Below are 16,462 nucleotides of genomic sequence, written 5' to 3'. Positions count from 1 at the left end.
AGCTAAATAAGCGCTATCAGCAAAGAAAGAGAAGATCTGAAAGAAAAAGAAGCGGAGGGTTCGAGGCCTCCACTTCCGGGTAGCTTTTGAGATCTATTGACAATCCATGTAACAAATCTTTTAAAAGCCATGTACAATTCTACGAAAAAAAAGAATGTAATTAAACACCTATGTGCAATGACCAGGTTTGCCTTTAACGTACTAGTCATTATTTTAACGCTGGCAGGTACAAGTGTTGCCGAACCGGTAAAGTCGCAGGGCATGAATGATGTCAGGGTATCTGTCACCTTCAGGGAGGTGGCATTAGACCAGGTCCTGGATGCCCTGGAACGCCAGTCCGGCTTTACTTTCGCCTATCCGATGGAAATCGGGAAACTAGGCCCCGTTAGTATTCAAGTGAACAAAGAAACACTTTCCGCTACGCTGGCCTTATTGGCAGCCGATCACCGCCTGGTGTTTAAGCAAGCGGGTAACCTGGTATCGGTAAGCCGCCAGCAGAAGCCTGGACGAATTATCGGGAAGGTAACGGATGAAAAAAATGAACCATTGCCGGGTGCCACTATAAGAGTGCTGCAAACGGGTATGGTGATACCCAGTGGCACCGATGGCGCTTATCAGCTATCCCTTCCTCCCGGTACCTACACCATTGAAGTGAGTTATGTTTCCTTCCGGTCGAAACGTATTACCGAGGTGGTAGTGAGCGAAAACCGCACCACCAGGCTGGATGTGGTGATGACACCCTCCACCAGTACGCTGAACCAGGTAGTGATTACCTCTAAGTACAAAACAGAAAGTACGGCAGCCCTGTATGTGCGTCAGAAGAATGAAGCCGGCATCTCCAACGGTATCAGCCGTGAACAGATTGCGGCGCTGCCAGATAAAAATATCGGGGAAACGCTGAAGCGCATTTCCGGACTTTCCACCAACGACAATCGTCGTGTAGTGGTACGCGGTATCGCGGAACGGTATAACCTGGCGATGATGGATGGCGCCGTATTACCCAGTACAGACGTACAGGTACGCGATTTCGAATTCGATATCGTACCCAGTAACCTGATTGATAACGTAGTGGTGTCTAAAACCGCCACCCCTGATATGAGCTTCGGTTTTGGTGGTGGGTTAGTACAAATCAATACCCTGGCTATCCCGGATAACAAGTTTACTACGGTGAGTATTGGTAGTAAGTATATCGCCGGTAGCACAGGCAAAGACTTCCTGGGATATGGCCGTGGTAAAAACGACTACTGGGGTTTTGATGATGGCAGCAGGGATCATTTTCCCAAAGACCTGGTGATCTTTACCAATCAAAATTATAATCCCTCCAATCCCAATACAGCGCCACCGGCTGGCGTAACGCCCGTTACACCGGCTATGATTGCGGAACAGAATAAAAAGATTGGCGGATTTGAGCGCATGGGGTTGCGTACTTACAAAGCGATGCCGGGTCAGAACTACCAGTTCAGCCTGGGCCGCAGCTACCAGTTGAAGGGTAGCCGGATTGGTTTTGTGGGCTCATTAAGTTATCGCAATGAACAATCTATAGATGATATTCCTCATTTTGAAAGAGGTAACTGGGAGAAATTGGGAGGCACTTCTTATGATGCAGAAACCGGCCAGGAGATTGAACCCACCTATGCCCATCAATACAATTTCAACACCAGTTGGGGAGCCTTGTTCAATGCAGGATGGGCCACTAAAAATCATAAAATCACTGCCCGGAATTTTTACTCCCGGATGTTCAGTAACCAGTTCTCGCGTATTGTAGGTTTTGGAAACGATATTGGTTATGGTAAGGATTTACCGGCAATACGCGAATATGATCGTCCAAAGTTTATTGATTTATTACAAACCCGTATTAATGGCGAACATACGGTGGGTGCCTTTCGCATAGACTGGAATATTTCCCGCAATAAGCTCAATAACCTGGAGAAAGACGCGGTAGAAGCGTGGTTGGCTCCCACCGGTACGCTGAATGGCACGGTGTACAATGTAGTGCCGAACGGGATTACGAATCCAGGCACCGGTACTTTTAACCGCGGACAATACAAATATGAAGAAAGCAACCATATTGCGGAAGCCGCATTGAGCTACCAGTTAAAGGTAGCCGGGCAAAAACAACTGATCAAAGCCGGTTATCAGTACATGGAGCGTCACGGTTATTACGACTGGACCATACTGCCCATAGGTACCCTGCAACCCATCGGTAGTGTATATGGCTATGTACCGGTACAGCAATGGGGACAATTTTTGGATTTCAAAGACCCTAAGAAAGACCTGCTATATTTTCCAGCCACTTTCTCTCAGAATGGATATGAAGGAAAAAATGTGAACCAGGCGGTGTATGGGATGATGGACAACCGCGTCACGAGCTGGTTACGACTGGTATGGGGTATTCGGGCAGAATACTATAAGTATGAACGACTGAAGAATGGCGCAAATGATCTCGTCATCAGTACGCTGATTGACCAAGCCGGTAAAAACAGGTTTGTAGATCCCGAAACAGGAAAAATCGTTACGCCATTTGCTAACGCAGAAACAGAAGAAAAAACCTGGCGTTATCTGCCTTCTGCCAGTTTAACAGCAACGCCTATACGTAATTTTAATATCCGCGCTGCCTATTCCCAGTCAGTAGTGAGGCCTGCATTGATTGAGAACTCGCGCATGATCCGTTATGATCCTGCCATTGGCGCCTATCGCCGCAATGAAGGCGTATTGTCTACCACTATTGACCACTACGATTTCCGGATGGAATGGTATCCTAAGCCAGGAGAAGTAATTTCCGCGGGCGTTTTCTATAAATACTTCGATAAGCCAGTAGAACTATACCGCATTCAACCCGATGCCAGTGGGCGTGTGTATGTAACTACCCAGAACTCGGAGTGGGCAAAGGTGCATGGATTTGAATTTGATATCCGTAAAAGTCTCAGCTTTATAAAGCCCAACTGGAAGTGCCTGGATAACATGTTCTTCAGCGGTAACCTGACGCTGCAAAGCTCGGAAGTACAGGGTAGCTCCTTTGGGGGGCTGTCATTGACTGGAGATAAATACGGCGCCAGCTATGAATACCGTACCAAGATCTTACAACGCGAAAAAAGACCTTTATACGGGCAGGTACCGGTAGTCTATAATGCAGGACTGCAATACATCGGCAACCGCCTGGGCGCCAACTTCGCTTATAACCATATGGGGTATAAAACCTTCTCCACTGGTATGACACCGGATATTGTAGAATATGAACGCCCCCGCAACCAGATGGATGTACAGTTAAGCTATCGTTTTTTAAAGCATAAAAACCTGGATGTGAAACTGAACATCGCCAACCTGCTCGATAATCCTTACCGGTTTTACATCAATAGCAATAGTACCTACAAATTACTGGATAAATGGAAGGATAAGAATCTGTCGTCAATCCCGGAAACAGAGTGGAGCCAAATATACGAGTGGAAGTACGGCTTCTCCCAAAAATATGAAAATGGCTATTATGAAACTTCGGCAGATGGAAAGACTAAAACACGGATAGGTGATAAAGACACCTTTATCCGTAAAATAGGGACTTCCTTTAGCCTGACTGCAGCTTATTCTTTCTAAATCGTATAAAAATTACATCCATGAAGATATACTATATTATTTGCAGCCTGCTGATACTGGCCGCCTGCAACAAAGGAGGAGATGATTTCTATTATAAGGACGAAGTATTGCCGATCAGCATAACAGGGTATAATGGTGGCAATGAGCCCCTGGAAGTGAAACTGGATACGTTCCGGTTTGAATATTCCCCAAATGCACCTTTTGATCAAACGATGGGATATTCTTTTACAGGCCAGCAAAACAACATACACCTGCAGATTACCGAAAAAGGTACCGGCAAACTGGTGATGGAGAAAGTGTTCAAAAGAGATACCGGACCGGTTAAAATCAGCTTTCTATACCTCGACGGGCAAGCCGGAGATATGCCGGAACGGCCCGCAGCTGAGGAGGGGAAAATTAAAATAAAATATCTTTTCAGACCAGTACTCACCCAATACCATGAACCGGTAGACATTGCGCTGGTTAAGTACTATGTGACACCGAAGGTATCTGAAGAAATCACCCGGCTGAAAAATGTAAAGCCTGATGAAATGAGTGGACCTGTCTCCCTGTCTACTTTCGCAACTGTTGGACAACAGTATAACGGACAGCCTACGGCTGTTTTATTCAGGGCCTATATTTATAAAGCGGGTACCAATGAGTTTTATACCAACGGTACCGCTTACTCCTGGCATGTTACTTTGTCAACGGCTCCGTTACCATCCTCTTCCAGCGCATCTTCCAAGGTGTATATCTTCAGCGAAACTGCTGCGGGAAACAGTATCCGATTCACTAAAAACCTGGAATTGTAAACACAACTGCTCATGATGTCAATAATGAAATATCAGAAATTACCGGTACTGCTGCTATGCCTGTTTGTTGGATGCCTGGCCTGTAATAAAGAAGAAATAGCGCCAGAGATGGCCATGCAAGTGCTGATTAATGGATATAACGGTAGTGGCGATTCGTTGGAGGTACAAATAGATACCACTAAGTACGATAAAACTGTGATGCATGCAAAGTATGTTTTTCAGCCGGCTTCCCTGGTTGGCTTTAATACTACCTATACTTACCGGGGTGACGCAGCTCAGCGGATATTAACGATCCGGAATCCTGTAAACGACAGCATCGTGTATAGTAGCCCATTACCTGCCATTGGTACAAAGGCCCTGTTTAATTTTATTTATGTAGACGGAAAGATCCAGGAAGTGCGTCCTCCTGAAGCCAATCCCGGTACCAACAAGCTGGGATTTTACCTGCGATATCCGGATAGTGAGGCGCCGGTAGATATTTTTCTGTATCGGGTGGATGCAAACACGGGCGAGGAATATCGTGCGTACCTGGCAAAAAATGTTCGTCCTGGTAACTGGGTGTATGTAGATTACCTGCCGGCAAAAAACTTTGACAAGACGAATGATTTAAGCAGTGCCACCATCTGTTTCACCAAGGCTGGTACTACTAATGAATGGGCCTTCCTGGATAGTGAAACGCAGAGTAAGGTATCTGCCAGTGGTTTATCCTTGCCGAAGGAAGGTGAAAAAGGATTGGTACAACCGTATTTTATTATTCCCGGCGGTTGGGAATTGGGTTTCTCCCGTTTGTTTTTTTACCCGGACCGGCGATAGTGAACGAAAGATCATCCGGGCCGTTTTACCCGGATGATCTTTTACTATGAAAAAATGCTCGTGGTTAATCTTTATAAGTACCTACTTCGCACATAGCGGCAAACTGTTCTCCATCGTAGGAACTTTTCATATTCAGCTTGAAGTAGCGAAAGTTTTTGGTGGATGATAGCACAATGTTTTGTGGGTTGGTAGTTTGAGCAAGGGTGAAATCACCCAGGGAGGTCCAGGTGGAATTGTTATTGCTGGTCAGAATTTCTACCACCTTCACCATCCGGCTATCCCGTTGTTTGAATGTAAACCGGTTTACATCCAGTGCCTGGCCCATATCGATTGTAATATAGTGTGGATAGCTGGCGGCACTGCTGGACCACCGGGAGTGCCAGAATGTACTGCCGGAGCCGTCAATAATGTTGGCCGCAGCGCCGTTTTCAGAAGCGGTTTCCTGTGAGCTATAAGCGGCTACTGTCCATCCGGTTTTATCGTATACGGCCTTATCTCCGAATGTAATTACCGGAACGCCATTAACGAAGTTATAGGATGCCACATAGCTGGTAATGCTGCCGTTTTCGTGACATAAGCGGATCGTAAATTCGTAATTGGTGTTTCCTTTGTCCCTGAAATCACTAACGGGCATAACAATACGGAAACTGTCGGTGCCAATTGGTTTACTGGCGAAAGTAACGGAATTATAACCACCGTTATCGTTGCCGGTATTGCGGTTGTAATAAGCAATATCTTTTACCGCTTTGGTAGCAGAAAATTTACCCGACACGATAATACTTTGGGAGCCGCTGTTATAGCTGGCATATACTTGTTTCACCTGGCAGCCGGGATCGGTGTACCAGTCGCTCCTGGTAACCGTACTGAATACCTGGCCATTGGCCAATATGGCTGCATCGGCGGGGGAAAAATAAGTGGGCGCTTTACCAAAAGTACCATTGCCATAACCCATTAGCGTAGTGCCATACAGGATATTCTCCGATTGGGCGCCACCGTTGTGGGGGAGGTTGATACCATGTCCCATTTCATGTGCCATTCCGCCAATCCATTTAGTAGAAAATTTATCATCCGGTTTACCGAGATTGATGGTATCCAGGCCGGTATAGTCCAGTGCGAAGCACCAGCGGCCGATGCCATAGAATGGGCCACCACTGGGATCTCCATTGGCGCCATAGGAATAAGTAGGCATAATTACCATGATATGATCACTCTTTTTCTCAGTGGGATGAGCTGCGAACCAGGCATTTACTTCCGTCATCACGGCGCCGGAGCCGCCCTCATAAGGATAACTGGCTTTGCCGAGTTGTCCGCGTATAACGGGTACCTTCAGCCGTCCGGTGGAATCCGTTTGTAACCCCATGGTTTTGCCGGCGTAACCCCATTGGTTCATCCATTTGGAGGTGAAATTCTGCATGTACAGGAATACACCGTTCAGCCGTTCCCGATACGCCGGAACGGTATCAAGGTCTGATGGAACAAAATAGACTACGTTCAGCATATAGGTGCCATTGGCAACGCCATTGACTGCTCCAAGTGGTTTTTTGGTGTCAATTTTCGGAACTGTGGCAGATTCAGGCACTTTTTGGCAACTGGTGATTGCCATCATAAGTACAGTGATGGCCACCATGAAATGGAAGATTTTGGTCATTGTTTACTGTTTAAGGTTTTATGAAGATTGATGGTTTAATTATTTAAGTGCTACCAGGTTTTCAAACATTTTTTAGTATGACGAGAAGGTCCTTTAAATTACGTATAAAAAAGCAAAAATAATGGGAGGAATTTTGAAATGACATCGGGAAAGAGTATCTAGTGTGTTTTTTTAATAATATAACGACAGGGGATCAATTATTTTACGCGAACTATTTATACCTACTTATGTCATATATAGTTGATGGTAAGGCGGCACTACGGCCGCCCAATGGCGCCAGCATAAAGGGTCGGCATGAACGAGTGGTATATTATGAGGCATTTTGCAATACCTTCTCGTAATCATATTTTTTATACTTTTTCTCTAGTTTAATTTCTTGCTCAAACACAAGCATTTCATTTTTAAATTGGACTTTTAGCCATAAGTCAGCCGGGGTATGAAAGAAATAGCCGAATTTTATTGCCAGTTGGGGATTAAATTTTCGATCGTCTTTGTAATATTTATTAAGATTTGACAGGTCTATTTCGATATGGGATGCAAATTCTCCCTTTTTCAGATTAAGAACTGCAAGAAAGTCATTGGCGAAATCTTTTATTGTTTTCATGTTTTTAAGCGTGATACGCTCGTCCAGTAAATAAGCTTCCATTTTATATAAAACAGACAGCATTTCATTTTTAAGTAATCTGGCAGCGCTTCTTTCTAAATGATGCGCTTTAGCCGTAGCCTCAATGAAAGCTTTTTTCTTTGCGCTTCTATTATGTCCGTCATTTGGACCAATAGTAGCATCAATTTTTTTGCTGGTTTGTTTCAAGTTTTCCATTGCTATCTTTCTTGTTAAATTCATTCTATTTCAGGAAGATATCTTTCTATCAGGTCTTCGCCATATTCATCATAGATGACCATTGTGGTCTCATCAAGCCTCTTGGCATTATATTTTGATGAATACAACAACATTAGTTTGATCTGGTCTTCTCTCTTTTCTTCCAATACTTCAAGTTGGAGGTAGGCTTTATAGTGATCTACCCCATGCTGGACACTTTCTTTATATGCATAGGCAATCAGACATCCAGCAACATTCTCATGCAACTTGCTGTTCCCTTTATTATGCGGGGCAACTTCAACCATTGCCAAATATGGTGCTTTTTTATTGATAAGCTGGAAGATCATGCAGCCTTCAATTACTTCAGGAGGGCCTTCACTTACCAATAAATAGCCGGTAGCATTCTTCAGCTTTCTGAGTTCCTTATCAAAATTGAATCTCCATCCATCATGAATAGAAGGCATTTCAGAAATCTTACCGTTTTTGATGAGTGCATCAACCTCTTCGCCTGTACTTGCTTTTAGAATTTTTACCTTCACCTGTTATCTCTTTAACAAAGTACAGATTCCAATGCCTAAAGGTACTAAATATTTTTTTATTGGTACAATTTGTACCAATAAAATTCAAAAATTATTTTTAGGGCAATTTTTAACCTAGTGGGAGCCAATATTTATATTCCACCCGCCCGGATCAAAAAAGCATCTGTATCCGTCAAAATAAAACTGGCCTCTTTGCCCAATCAGGGCTTATATTTGGCGTTGATTGTTTACACAATAAACTACGCGATGTTTACTAAAAATGCGGTTGCATTATTGATAGCTATAGTTACCAGTTCTTCCCTCTTTGCGCAATATGATTTTAATACAGACCGGTTTAAAATTCATATCAATAACAAAGGATGGATTACCAGTATGAAGAATACCACGGTGAAACCCAACCGGGAATTCAGTCCGGCCGATAAACCCTCTCCGTTGATGAGCCTGTACGATAGCCGTAAGAAGGTATACTATCAGCCGGTGGCCGCTACGTATAACAAAGGGAACAAGGCATTACAACTGCGTTACGCCAATGGGGCAGTAGCTACGGTGATCATCTCTCCCAATAAAAAATATTTTAAACTGACCCTGCAATCGCTGGCGCCCAGGAACGGGGTAGATGCAATTCAGTGGGGCGCCTATCATACTAATATCACCAACCTGTTGGGCGAAATCATTGGCGTAAGCCGCGATACCAGTGCTGCTGTTAACTATGCCATTGGTATGCTGGCACTGAATGATAATACGCTGGGCGGTACCGCCGAAACCATCGCAGATGCGGCGCCATTTCAGTATATCATTCACTCGCCGGATGCCCGCCGCTTTCCCTTACCTAAGGAGCTGCACGAAGGACAGGTATTTTCCCTGGGAGGCGATGGTATCAGCGATGTGGCTTTCTACGCACATAAAGAGCCCTATTACCGGATCATGTATGGGAATGCTGCTGAAGTAGATGACAAAGGCCGGATATCTGTTACTTATCAGTCGAGGGACCGGACTTTCGAACGCGAGGTGAATTATTCCCTCATCCCGCATATGGCAGCTAATACTCCCAATCATATACAGGTAGAACCATTGCCGGGCGTGGATTACATTGGTTCTTCCATCGCATTATGGGGTAGCCCGGATAGCACAGCGTTGCTGGACGTGGTACAAAATATTGTGCTGTCGGAAGGACTCCCTTATCCAACTATTAACGGGAGATGGGTAAAAGATCCGGCTGCTTATGTGCCGGATGCAATTACCAGTGGTAACCTGAATGATAGTATTATCTCTTACACCGCGAGGTTAGGATTTAAAACCATCAGCTTATACGACCAGGGATTTTTAAGACCTGACCGTGGAAATGGTGGATACATTGATGGTAAGCATTTCGAGAAACAACCTATCCATCTGACTGCCGGCAACCTGTCGCATAAAGCGTTTTCGGAGCTGGCCGCAAAATCTGGTCTTACTATTGGCCGAACTACCATTACCAATGCGTTGGCGCCAGGCACACTGGATGCCAGCCCGGTGCCGAGTGATAGTTTGTGTTATCAGCAGAAGCGCTTACTGGTAGCAGGTATTCAGGCTACTGATACCATTATCCTGGTAAATGATCCTGCACATCTCGAAGAAATTGCCAGTTGGGAAGGACATTGTGCCAACTTAAATATGATTAAAATCGGCAAGGAGCTGATACATTATTTGGGTGTTTCAGACAAGCCACCTTACCGGCTGTTGAATGTAAAACGGGGTTACTGGGGTACGCAACCGGCCTCTCATGCTGCCGGCGCCGACATTTACAAGCTGCAGGTGACAGTGAACTATGGCTATGATGGCATCATTCCAAATATGGCGTTACAGGATGAAATAGCGGCGTATTATGCGGCCGTATGTCATATCAACGGCCTGGGTTACTACGATTTCGACGGACAGGAGTTCCTGTTTAACAACGGCCATGGTTATTATTCTGCCAAACGTTTTTTTCGTAAAATGTTTGAAAGTGCCCATCAGCTGGGGCTTCCGACTATTCGTTTTACAGGCGCCACTTTGTCGGAGGGCTCCTGGCATTACCAGAGCATCTGGAATGTAGGCGGCGGAAAAAATTTGTATGATGCCACTACCAGGGAGTGGGGAAGTACCACCAGCCAGGGTAAGGATCTCCGGGATGTTACATACGCCAATTTTTTCCCCGTAGGCATGGGGGGCAATTTCCCGATAAAGGCGAATTCCACGGTAGCAGAATATGAACATATACAAGCCATTTCTGTGGGCGTAGGAAGTACCTATAGCCTGTATCTTAATCAGAAAGATGTAGAGAGCTGCCCGCAAAAGGAGGCCATCTTTGCCGTGATCCGCACCTGGGAGCAGGCAAGAGCCGCCAACGCATTTCCCCGCTGGGTAAAAACAGCCCTGGCTGATCCGGCTAATTCGTTTCACCTGGAGGCGGTGAATGCCAATGAGTGGAATTTGTATAAGGTGAGCCGGGATGGAACGCAGCCGCAGTTGTTCGCGCGACTGGTCCGGGCGCAGGGCTATCGGGGATAATATGATCAATATTGTAAGACGGTTTCTGTTTTAAAATTCTACTGACAATCGGCGCCAACAATGGCGCCGTTACTGTTTGAATACAAAAATGTAAAGATGACAAAAAGAACAGGCTTCCTGCTGGGGCTACTACTGGCCATAAATTTCAGCTTGCTGGCGCAGGACTCGCTGCAGTTGATATCTCCCAACGGGCAATTGCAGTTTAATTTACAAACAGATCAGGAAGGGAAAATAGGTTACCAGGTTAGCTTCCGGGGGAAAGAAATCATACAGCCTTCAACGTTAGGACTGGATGGATGGGAAACCCGTTTAATACTCAGGAGTATTGCCGCCATCTCAAAGGATACGGTATGGCGGCCGGTATATGGCGAACGCAGTGAAGTACGCGATGCTTTCCATGAGAAAACGTTTACCTTCTTTAAGAACAACAACGACCGGCAAACCCTTCAATTAGAGGTAAGGGCTTATAATGAAGGGATCGCGTTCCGGTATGTATTTCCGGAGCATCTGGCAGGCGGCGTCGATGTTACAACTAGTAAAGAGTTGACCACCTTTACGTTGCCTGCCGGCACCAAAGCCTGGTTTACCGGGCATGCCCAGGGCGCTTATAGCCTGCTGCCACTAAGCAATTGGCCGGGTGAGGCAGAACGGCCGTTAACCCTGCAGCTGGGCAATGGGTTATATGCGGCATTAGGTGAAGCCGGTATGGTGGATTATTGCCGGATGAAGTTTACGCTCCATCCGTCGAAACCTAATACTATCAGCTGCGCCATGTACGATAAAGTGGAATTAACCACCCCTTTTGCTACGCCCTGGCGTATGATAATGGTGGCAGAAAAAGCCACGCAGCTATTGCAAAACAACGACCTGGTTCTGAACCTGAATGCGCCCAACCAGCTCAAAAATACCAGCTGGATCAAACCAGGTAAGATTATGAGAGAAACGACACTGTCTACCAAAGGGGCAAAAGCACTGGTAGATTTTGCGGTAAAACGTCACCTGCAATACATTCATTTTGATGCGGGCTGGTATGGATTTGAGTACACTACCGCTTCCGATGCAACGGAGGTTAATGTAGATCCGCGTCGCAATCCCAATAAGGATTTAAATCTCCCGGAAGTGATCCGTTATGCGAAGAAAAAAGGTATCGGGGTTTTCCTGTATGTGAATCAGCGGGCCCTGGCCAGGCAGCTGGATACGCTGTTGCCTTTATATCACCAATGGGGCGTGGCGGGGATTAAGTTTGGTTTTGTGCATGTAGGTTCGCATCGCTGGACCACCTGGCTGCACGAGGCCATACAAAAATGTGCAAAGTACCAGCTCATGGTAGATATTCATGATGAATACCGGCCTACAGGATTTAGCCGTACTTATCCTAACCTGCTGACGCAGGAAGGTGTACGGGGAAATGAAGAAATGCCCGAAGCCACCAACAGCACCATCCTTCCCTTCACGCGCTTACTGGCGGGTGCGGCAGATCACACTATCTGCTATTATCATCGGCCGGAGTTGAAAAAGCGTTTGGCCGACACCAAAGATACGCACATAATGAAAACCACTTCCGGGCACCAGTTGGCGCTGGCAGTGGTAATGTATAGCCCGTTGCAGTTTTTATATTGGTACGATCAGCCAACGGATGCACAGGATGAGCCGGAGCTGGAATTTTTTGACCAGGTACCTACTGTGTGGAACGATACCAAAATAGTAGCGGGAGAGCCCGGCCAGTTCATTACGGTGGCGCGGCGCAGCGGGAACAACTGGTTTGTGGGAACGGTTACTAATAACGATGCCAGAACAGTTAGAATAGACTGTTCTTTTTTAACGCCGGGAACAGCCTATAAGGCGGTATTGTATAACGATGATCCGGCAGCTGCGGTGCGCACACATGTTTCCCGTAAAGAGCAGTTAATAGATCATAAAACTGTGTTGGAGGTTTCGTTGCAGGCTTCCGGTGGACAAGCCATCCGGATAGAGAAAATATAACGTCATTGACTATACGAATAACTGATCAAAATAACATCGTATCCCGTCAAATTAAAGGTGCTGTAATTTCCGTCTTTCCTTTAACTTCGGTATGCAATCGTTTACATATGAGTAGAGAGCGTTTAGTGCTGGGAACAGCGGGGCTGGGCGGTGTATGGGGGCCGGTAACAGCGGCGCATTCTGTGCAAACAATATTAGCGGCATTAACGGCAGGCATTGGCGCCATTGATACGGCGCCCGCCTATGGAGATGCGGAAAAGTATGTAGGCATGGCATTGGCACAATGGACTGGGAAAAGGCCGGTCATCAGTTCCAAAGTAGGCCGGTTGAAATCGTACGCGGCAGATGAGGCACATTACGATTACTCGGATGAAGGGATGACCGCCAGTTTGCATCAAACGTTGGAAACGCTGGGCGTACCCTCCCTGGATATACTATTCCTGCACGATCCGGAAGCGGTTCCGCCGGATCAAATAAACCGGATTATAAACACGCTGGAAACATTCCGGGCGCAAGGTTATACCCGCCAGATTGGCGTAGGTGGCAACTGGCCGGAGTGGATGGTGCCTTATATACAATCAGGCGTATTTGAGGTAGTGATGGAGTTTAACCACCTGAATGCGGCCAACGTTTCGGCATTACAAAATAGTCTGCCTTTCTGCATGGTGTATAACATCCGGTATTATGCTGCCAGCCCGTTGAATATGGGATTGTTAGGCAGATATATCACATCTTACGCACACATGAAGCCGGATTGGATACCGGCAGATACTTTACAGGTAGCCGTTTTGTTGCAGCAGCTGGCAGTGGATTATGACATGAGTTTATCTTCCCTGGCGCACCGGTTCCTGTTGTCTATACCTTATCATTTTAATATCGTATTGGGCGCATCGAACCAGGCAGAATTAGCGGCCACCTTGCAGGATATGGCGGCGGGGCCATTGCCGGCGGTTTTGATAAAAGAAATATTGAATTGCAATAAAGGAAAATTGGTGGTCTGATGTACAGTTTTGACGCAGAAGTTTTTAATATCAGCAGCATACAGATAAGAGAGCTGGCCCCGGTGGGAGCAACAATGCCTCTCCAGGACGCTACCATGGGGCCTTTTCAGTCCTTCGGGCTGGCGGTTATTACGATTGAGGATGAAGATGGTAACATTGGAGAAGGACCGGTGTTTAGCTCTTACAATCATATATTCGAGCATTGTCTTTTACCCATTTTATTACATAGCCGTAATATCCCTTATGGTATATTGTATCCGCAGTTATACTGGGCTATCCGCAACGAAGGCTTCAGAGGGCCGGCTGGGGCCTTAATAGGCCAAATAGAGCTGGCGTTATACGATCTGGCGGCCCGACGTGCCGGTGTAACCTTACACCAGTACCTGAACGCTGCGGGCAATAGTGTGAAAGTATATGGCAGTGGAGGAGGCACCAATTATTCCCTGGAAGAACTGGAACAGGAAGCCAGCTACTTTGCCCGCGCGGGCGTAGACTGTTACAAAATGAAAGTGGGGAAAGATTTCGGCACCCGCATGAAAGAAGACGCTGAACGGGTAAAGTTTGTACGTAGTATATTGGGCAAAAACATACGATTGGCGGCAGATGCCAACCAGATATGGACTTGCGAAGAAGCGCTCCGGTTTATAGATCTCACGGCAGGAGCAGACCTGGCCTGGTTCGAAGAACCCATTCATTCTGCCGATTTGCAACAGATCGGGGAGCTGTGTAAACGTACGCCCCTGGCCATTTCCTATGGGGAATCAGAACGTAGTGCCAAGGTATTTCCTACGCTGGTGGAGTTAGGCGTGCGGCATTTGCAGCCGGTACCTACCCATCTGGCGGGTATACGGGAATGGATGGAGGTACGCGACCTCGCCGCCCGGCAAGACGTGGAGTTTTCCTCAGGAGGATACTCCTTGTTTACCGCCGGATTGATGGCATCCGCCGGCGCTCAATGCCAGGTAGAATACCTGCATTGCATCATGCGGGGACTGGAAGTGTACTTTAAAGTGCGCCCGGAGTGGAAAAACGGACGATTTTATTTGCCGGAAACGCCCGGAATGCCCGTACGTATTGACTGGGATTATTGCCATCAGACGAACGCTATCACGAAAAAAAGCCTTTGGACCAGAAAGAACATCAGGGAATACCATCCGATTGTATCTTTATGAGCTATAAGCTTTTAGTGTGACGATACTTTTAACGAAGATTGATTACCTGGTATTATTACTGTATATCGTTGCGCTGTTTATTTTTGGTTTTTACCTGAACAAGCGGGGTACAGCGGCTAATACAGATATTTTTTTGGGAGGTAGGTCATTAAAATGGTGGCAGATCGGTTTTTCCATGTTCAGTGCCAACGCCGGCGCCACGATGTTGATAGGCCTATCCAGCCTGGGTTTTTCACATGGGGTGGTAGGAAGTAATTTTGAATGGCTGGCCTGGATCTTCCTGTTGTTGCTGGCCATGTTTTTTTTTCCACGTTATATTGCCGCAGGTATTCATACCATTCCGCAATTCCTGTTACTACGTTATGGAAAAAGATCGTATAATTTCCTGGTCATATATAGCCTGGTATCTATTTTAATTGTTTGGTTGGGCAGTGCATTGTATGCCGGGGGACTGGTCATTTCGCAGGTGTTTCACCGGCCATTGCTGGAGTCAGTGTCTGTGATAGCCTTGATAGCCGCCAGTTATACGGCCATAGGTGGATTGAAGGCAGTGGTACGTACGGGTATCTTCCAATCAGTGATTATTATTATTTCTTCCGTGATATTAACGATCCTGGCTATGAAGAAAGTGACCGCCATACCTGGCTGGGCACAGAATACGCCGGTCGATTACTGGAAGCTCTTTCATCCCCGGTCAGATCATGAATATTCCTGGCTGGCTATTGTGATGGGGTACCCGGTAGTGGCTATCTACTACTGGTGCGCAGATCAGACCATTGTACAGAAAGTACTGGCCGCAAAAGATATCCGGCAGGGGCAGTACGGCATCATGTTGATTGCCGCCATGAAAATTATTACGCCATTGATCTTTGTGTTGCCGGGCATCATTTGTTTTATCCTGTTCAGGGATAGCGCAACGCCAGACAACGCCTATATTACTATGGTGGAAAGGCTGATGCCGGCTGGTTTGCGTGGGCTTTGCATTGCTGCGCTGATAGCCGCGCTGATAGATACGGTCTCCTCGGGACTCAACTCTTTCAGCACCGTTTTTACGCTCGATGTAGTAGGACAATTCACTGCACTTGAAGGGCAGCGGAAGCGTACCATCGGCAAATGGGTGACAGTATTGGCAGCTTTCCTGGGAGTAGGTGTAGCCGCGCTTTTTGCTCGCTCCGGAAAGGGACTTTTTGAATTAAGTCAGGGCCTTGTTTCTATATTGGCGCCTCCTTTATCCGTAGTATTCCTGGGTGGGATTTTCTGGAAACGTGTGAATAAAGCGGCGGCTGAAATTGTGTTGTATGGCGGGGGACTGATATGTGTGCTGATTGGATCCTGTTATGTGCTGAACTTCCCCTACAAGGGGTACTGGCCGCATTTCCTGTTGTTGTCTGTATATATTTTTATTGGCTTGTCTTTCCTGATGGTGTTGATTACGTTGTTATCTGATCCTGCAAAGGAAACAACGTCTCCCACGGTATGGACTCCGGCTCAGCCATTGTTCCGGAATAGCGCCCGCGTATGGATGGGATGGGGATTGCTGGCACTCGTTATGATCATTATTTATATCGCATTTAATTAATT

11 protein-coding genes are annotated in these 16,462 nt (G+C 46.4%); 8 read left to right on the top strand and 3 right to left on the bottom strand.

The annotated features are described in order from the left end of the window. Positions 1-177: 177 nt before the first annotated feature. From AC5ZC7_RS19015 to AC5ZC7_RS19005, 3 genes are read left to right on the top strand one after another with little or no spacing between them, the layout of a single operon-like run. Complete coding sequence (locus tag AC5ZC7_RS19015) at positions 178-3,588, top strand: carboxypeptidase regulatory-like domain-containing protein (protein WP_496157319.1); 3,411 nt, start codon at positions 178-180, stop codon at positions 3,586-3,588. Between the two features lie 20 nt (positions 3,589-3,608). Continuing rightward, positions 3,609-4,379, top strand: coding sequence for a hypothetical protein (locus AC5ZC7_RS19010; protein WP_496157320.1), 771 nt, complete (start codon positions 3,609-3,611; stop codon positions 4,377-4,379). A 12-nt stretch (positions 4,380-4,391) separates the two neighbouring features. Further along, a complete protein-coding gene (locus AC5ZC7_RS19005; protein ID WP_496157321.1) occupies positions 4,392-5,192 on the top strand; it encodes a hypothetical protein in 801 nt (266 codons plus the stop codon). Positions 5,193-5,256: 64 nt separating this feature from the next. On the opposite strand, the gene AC5ZC7_RS19000 is transcribed toward AC5ZC7_RS19005, so the two are convergent. From AC5ZC7_RS19000 to AC5ZC7_RS18990, 3 genes are all read right to left on the bottom strand, one after another. After that, a complete protein-coding gene (locus AC5ZC7_RS19000; RefSeq protein ID WP_496157322.1) occupies positions 5,257-6,840 on the bottom strand; it encodes a discoidin domain-containing protein in 1,584 nt (527 codons plus the stop codon). Positions 6,841-7,150: 310 nt separating this feature from the next. Then, the gene (locus AC5ZC7_RS18995) at positions 7,151-7,660 is read right to left on the bottom strand and encodes a helix-turn-helix transcriptional regulator (RefSeq protein ID WP_496157323.1); all 510 of its coding nucleotides are present in this window, start codon (positions 7,658-7,660) and stop codon (positions 7,151-7,153) included. Between the two features lie 20 nt (positions 7,661-7,680). Beyond that, positions 7,681-8,199, bottom strand: a complete 519-nt coding sequence (locus AC5ZC7_RS18990; RefSeq protein WP_496157324.1) for a hypothetical protein — start codon at positions 8,197-8,199, stop codon at positions 7,681-7,683. 246 nt (positions 8,200-8,445) lie between these two features. On the opposite strand from AC5ZC7_RS18990, the gene AC5ZC7_RS18985 reads away from it, so the two are divergent. The 5 genes from AC5ZC7_RS18985 (at position 8,446) to AC5ZC7_RS18965 (ending at position 16,460) form a co-directional block, all read left to right on the top strand. Continuing rightward, the gene (locus tag AC5ZC7_RS18985; protein ID WP_496157325.1) at positions 8,446-10,725 is read left to right on the top strand and encodes a hypothetical protein; all 2,280 of its coding nucleotides are present in this window, start codon (positions 8,446-8,448) and stop codon (positions 10,723-10,725) included. A 96-nt stretch (positions 10,726-10,821) separates the two neighbouring features. Next, positions 10,822-12,708 carry a glycoside hydrolase family 97 N-terminal domain-containing protein gene (locus AC5ZC7_RS18980; protein ID WP_496157326.1) on the top strand — a complete coding sequence of 629 codons (1,887 nt, stop codon included), beginning with the start codon at positions 10,822-10,824 and terminating at the stop codon, positions 12,706-12,708. 107 nt (positions 12,709-12,815) lie between these two features. Next, positions 12,816-13,709 carry an aldo/keto reductase gene (locus tag AC5ZC7_RS18975; RefSeq protein WP_496157327.1) on the top strand — a complete coding sequence of 298 codons (894 nt, stop codon included), beginning with the start codon at positions 12,816-12,818 and terminating at the stop codon, positions 13,707-13,709. Then, entirely contained in the window at positions 13,709-14,881 is a 1,173-nt protein-coding gene (locus tag AC5ZC7_RS18970; RefSeq protein ID WP_496157328.1) for an enolase C-terminal domain-like protein, read from the top strand. Before AC5ZC7_RS18975 ends, AC5ZC7_RS18970 begins: the two co-directional genes overlap by 1 nt. A 16-nt stretch (positions 14,882-14,897) precedes the next feature. Beyond that, the gene (locus AC5ZC7_RS18965; protein WP_496157329.1) at positions 14,898-16,460 is read left to right on the top strand and encodes a sodium:solute symporter family transporter; all 1,563 of its coding nucleotides are present in this window, start codon (positions 14,898-14,900) and stop codon (positions 16,458-16,460) included. The last annotated feature ends 2 nt before the right edge of the window (positions 16,461-16,462 follow it).

It is taken from the genome of Chitinophaga sp. 9-1-y (assembly GCF_059511905.2).
Note: the sequence above shows the minus strand (reverse complement) of the source record. Positions and strands in the feature narration are given on the sequence as shown.